4 protein-coding genes are annotated in these 4,896 nt (G+C 67.4%); all 4 read left to right on the top strand.

Annotated elements, in window-relative coordinates; all coding sequences use genetic code 11:
- Window positions 1-1,515, top strand: a 1,515-nt coding sequence (locus I53_RS01155; RefSeq protein WP_043345812.1) for a lactate utilization protein B, incomplete at its 5' end; no start/stop codon positions are given.
- Complete coding sequence (locus I53_RS01150; RefSeq protein WP_043345811.1) at window positions 1,512-2,105, top strand: LUD domain-containing protein; 594 nt, start codon at window positions 1,512-1,514, stop codon at window positions 2,103-2,105. The genes I53_RS01155 and I53_RS01150, both read left to right, overlap by 4 nt.
- Window positions 2,106-2,175: 70 nt before the next feature.
- Window positions 2,176-3,036 (top strand): transglutaminase family protein, encoded by an 861-nt coding sequence (locus tag I53_RS01145; protein ID WP_043345809.1) that lies wholly within the window; start codon window positions 2,176-2,178, stop codon window positions 3,034-3,036.
- A 675-nt stretch (window positions 3,037-3,711) separates the two neighbouring features.
- On the top strand, window positions 3,712-4,896 hold a 1,185-nt coding region (locus I53_RS01140), incomplete at its 3' end, for a dihydroxy-acid dehydratase (RefSeq protein ID WP_251982174.1).

Below are 4,896 nucleotides of genomic sequence, written 5' to 3'. Positions count from 1 at the left end.
CGCGCCAGCCACGACGAGAGTGAACGCGCGCAGGACGGACCGCGCCTCCAGCACGCGAGGGCGGCCTCGAAGCCGATCCGCGCGCCCCAGGTCCGTGAGCCGCAGCCCCGCGGCGCGAAGATCCGGGGTGACCGTCCGATCAATCAGTCCGAGGCCGCCGAGCGCTTCCTCGCCGCGCCGCTGCACCAGGCTGCCCACGACGAGCGGCTGTGGGACCTGCGCAAGAAGCGCGACGTCTCGGCCCACGGCATTCCCGAATGGGAGGAGCTCCGCGAGCTCGCCTCGCAGATCAAGACGCACACGCTGAGCCATCTCGACCGCTATCTCGAGCAGTTCGAGGCAGCCGCGAAAGCCAACGGCGTCCATGTCCACTGGGCCAAGGACGGGGCCGATCACAACCGGATCGTCCTGGAGATCCTGCGGAGCCACGGCGCCAAGACGCTGGTGAAGTCGAAGTCGATGCTCACCGAGGAGTGCGGCTTCCGCCACCACATGGCGGCGAACGGGATCGAGGTGATCGAGACCGACCTCGGCGAGCGGATCCAGCAGCTCGACAACGAGGAGCCGAGCCACGTCGTCGCGCCGGCGGTCCACAAGACCCGGATGGACGTGGCCGAGGTCTTCGCCAAGACGCTCGGGACGGACCCGGACAACGACGACGCCCACTATCTCGCCGAGAGCCAGCGCGAGACGACCCGCCCCTATGTCCTGAAGGCCGATGCCGGCATGACCGGCTGCAACTTCGCGATCGCGGAGACCGGATCGGTCGTCACCTGCACCAACGAGGGCAATGCCGACCTCTCCGGCAACGTGCCGCCGCTGCAGATCCACTCCATCGGCATCGAGAAGATCATCCCGAAGGTCGAGCATCTCGGCGTCTTCATCCGCCTGCTGTCGCGCTCGGCGCTCGGCTCGCCGATCACCCAGTACACCTCGCATTTCCGCGCGCCGCGGGCGGGCACCGAGATGCACATGGTGCTGGTCGACAACGGCCGCTCCGAGCGCCTCGGCATGGAGGAGTTCTGGACCTCCCTGAAGTGCATCCGCTGCGGCGCCTGCATGAACACCTGCCCGGTCTACCGGCGCTCGGGCGGCCTCTCCTACGGGGCGACCTATTCGGGGCCGATCGGGCTGATCATCGATCCGACCTTCAACAAGCGCAAATACTCGACGCTGCCGTTCTCCTCGACGATGAACGGCTCGTGCACCAACGTCTGCCCGGTGAAGATCAACATCCACGAACAGATCTTCGCGTGGCGCAAGGTGCTGGTCGAGGAGCATCAGATCCCGGCGCTCAAGCAGGGCATGATGAAGGCCGCCGGCGCGGTCCTGTCGCGCCCGGCCGCCTACCGGGCCGCGATCGGCGCGGCGGATTCCGCCCTGAAGGTCCTGCCGCGTTTCGCCGTCTACAATCCGCTCAACACCTGGGGGAAGAAGCGCGAGATGCCCGACGCACCGCGCCAGACCTTCCACGCCTGGTACAAGCAGAATCGCATGAAGGACACGCGTCGATGAGCGCCCGCGACGCGATCCTGGACGGCATCCGCAGGAACCGGCCGGCCGGCGATTTCCCGCTGCCGGAGGTGCCGCTGTTCACGCCCCTCGTCGGCGACGACCACGTGGCCGAGTTCGGCGAGCGGCTGAAGCGGATGGGCGGCCGGGTGGCGGAGCCCGGCGCCGGTGATGTCTTCGCGGGGGTCCGCGAGCGACTCGATGCGGGCAAGGTGATTGCCTCCGCGGTACCGGAACTGACCGGCAACCGGGACCTTCGGAGCGTCCGCGCCCCGCAGGAGGTCGAGGACGTGGACGTGGCGGTGGTGCGCGCCGTGTTCGGCATCGCCGAGACGGGATCGGTGCTGTTCACGGAGGATCAGCTGATCGTCAACGCGGTCGCCTATCTCGCGCAGCACCTCGTCGTTCTGCTCGATCCCGCCGATATCGTGCCCAACGTGCAGGCCGCCTATCGCCGGCCGGAATTCGGCCGCTCGGCCTACGCGGTTCTGCACACCGGACCGTCGGCGACCGCCGACATCGAGGGCGTGCTGATCCACGGCGCGCAGGGCGTGCGCTCGCTCACGGTGCTGATGCTGCCGCGGCGCGCCTGAACCGGAACCCACGATCGGGCGCGCCCCTTGCTTGGGCGGCGGATAGGCCGTCATCCGGCAAGGAGATCCGATGCGCTACATCCTCGGTTGCAGCCTGTCATACAATATCCTGTCGGACACCACCTTCATCTTCAATCTGGAGGTGGCGAAGCTGAAGAGCGTCGAGATCCTGACCGAGAGCCTGGTCCTGACGCCGAACCTCAAGCGCGACCTCTACACCACGCCCGACCACCAGAACCGCTATCTCGCGGTCAACGTGCCGACCGGCCAGTTCGCGCTGGAGTACAATGCCGAGGTCGATCTTACGGTGCATCGGGCCGATCCCGCGACGATCAACGAGACGCCGATCGGGCAATTGCCCCTCGACATCCTGCCCTTCCTGCTGCCGAGCCGGTTCGTGTCCTCGGACCGGCTGACGCCGTTCGCTCTGGCCGAATTCGGCGCGCTGCCCAAGGGCTATGCCCGCGTGAACCAGATCTGCAACTGGATCCACGACCACATCGCCTATCAGCCGGGCTCCAGCGACGGCGAGACCACCGCGCATGAGTCGCTGCTCAAGCGCGCCGGCGTATGTCGCGATTTCGCGCATCTCGGCGCCGCCTTCTGCCGGGCTCTCGGCATCCCGGCCCGGTTCGTGAGCTGCTACGCCCACGGGCTCGTTCCGAGCGACTTCCACGCCGTGTTCGAAGCCTATCTCGACGGCCGCTGGTGGCTGTTCGACGCCACACGGCAAGCCGACCTCGACGGGCTGGTGCGGATCGGCGTCGGACGCGATGCCGCCGAGATCGCCTTTTCGACGCCCTTCGGCAACATGCAGCCGGTCAACCAGCAGGTGCGGATTCAGCGCGCGGACGGGCAGGGCAGCCCGATGCCGCGCACGGTCGACGCCATCTCCACCGAGATCCCGGCGCCGCAGAGCGGGGCGGCCTGAGCCGCGACCCGCCTGGGATCAGGCCATCCCGTGATCCTGTGATCCCGTCCGGCCGGCCGCCCGCGGACGCCGTCACGGGATCGTCTTCCCGCATCGGAAAGCGTGCCCACCGGGGGGGGCGCCTGGACATACGCCCTGTCCCGGGCGGGCTATAGTGCGGTCCTGCAGGGCCCGCGCCCGAGCGAGCCGCGGATCCGGTCCCACGGGTTATTTCCCGATCCGCTCAGGTCTTTCCGGCGCAGACCGCGCACGGCGATAATGCTGCGCCGACGATCTCCGGCCGGTTTTGCCGCGGCGCGGGTGGATTCCTCTGCGGAGATCCGCGCTGATCCTGAAGACTAGACGGATCGAGGCGGATCACCGGGCGGTGCCGTCGCGATTGTCCTTTCTTTGGTCCTGGCGAGCGAAATGGCTGCAAGCGTGGCTGTGGCGGGGTCGCAACACCGTAAAACGATCCCGGCTCCGCCCCGAGACCTGCCTGTAAACGCCGCGATCCCGCCATAGTCCGGGCCCACCTCAAGATCCGCGGTAAACGGCAATCTCGACAACGATTTACCGATCGGAAACGAGGACTTCCCGAGCACGCGGATGAATATCCCGGCGCTTCGCGAACGGCGACGCGCCGCGGTTCAGCGCACCCTCGGGATCGGCTGTGCGAAGGCTTGGTCTGAAGTCATGGTGACGCGTTTGAACGACAAGTCGAAGCTGCCGAGCCGCCACGTCACTGAGGGGCCGGACCGCGCCCCGCACCGCTCCTATCTCTATGCCATGGGTCTGACGCGCGAGCAGATCCACCAGCCGCTGGTCGGCGTCGCCTCCTGCTGGAACGAGGCCGCGCCCTGCAACATCTCGCTGATGCGCCAAGCGCAGGCGGTGAAGAAGGGCGTCGCCGCCGCCAACGGCACGCCGCGCGAATTCTGCACCATCACGGTGACCGACGGGATCGCCATGGGCCATGGCGGCATGCGCGCGTCGCTGCCGTCCCGCGAGGTCATCGCCGATTCGGTCGAGCTGACCATGCGGGGCCATGCCTACGATGCCCTGGTGGGACTTGCCGGCTGCGACAAGTCCCTGCCGGGGATGATGATGGCCATGGTGCGCCTCAACGTCCCCTCGATCTTCATCTACGGGGGCTCGATCCTGCCGGGCTCGTTCCGCGGCAAGCCCGTGACCGTCCAGGATCTATTCGAGGCTGTCGGCAAGGTCGCCGTCGGCGACATGAGCCTGGAGGATCTGGACGAGCTGGAGCAGGTCGCCTGTCCGTCGGCCGGCGCCTGCGGCGCGCAGTTCACCGCCAACACGATGGCAACCGTCTCCGAGGCGATCGGCCTCGCGCTGCCTTACTCGGCCGGCGCCCCGGCCCCGTACGAGATCCGCGACAAGTTCTGCGCCACCGCCGGCGAGAAGGTGATGGAGCTTCTCGCGAATCGGATCCGCCCGCGGGACATCGTCACCCGCAAGGCGCTGGAGAACGCCGCCACCGTAGTGGCCGCCTCCGGCGGCTCCATCCTCGAAGTTTGCTGTCGATCGCGACATCGAACAGCGCCCGATCGCGAAGGCGACGATGATGATCGAGATAGAAGCGGATACCCCAAATCTGTTTCGGCTTCAGCGCGCGCTTCGCACCTACCTTGCGCCCGGCGTTCCAGGCCTGCCGGTCACCCGCGCCCGGATCATATTCTGAAGTGCCCATCGTTTTTCTCCTGTGGCCAGATCGGCCGAGGCGAAAACGCGGGGCCAGCCCCTCCATCGCTATTGGCAAGCCAGACCCGCCAGGCCATTATCGTCGGAACTGATGCCCTTCCAATCTTAGCCACGATCTGGATCGCGCTCGAAAGCGGACCGACGGAAAACAGGAAG

The sequence above is a fragment of the Methylobacterium sp. B1 genome (assembly GCF_000333255.1).
GTDB lineage: Bacteria > Pseudomonadota > Alphaproteobacteria > Rhizobiales > Beijerinckiaceae > Methylobacterium > Methylobacterium fujisawaense.
This window is presented reverse-complemented; position numbering and strand designations above follow the sequence as displayed.

What these genes read in the sequence shown, in the direction of transcription:
- I53_RS01145 (WP_043345809.1), top strand. Translation starts at nt 2,176, where the DNA reads ATGCGCTACATCCTCGGTTGCAGCCTGTCATACAATATCCTGTCGGAC.
- I53_RS01150 (WP_043345811.1), top strand. Translation starts at nt 1,512, where the DNA reads ATGAGCGCCCGCGACGCGATCCTGGACGGCATCCGCAGGAACCGGCCG.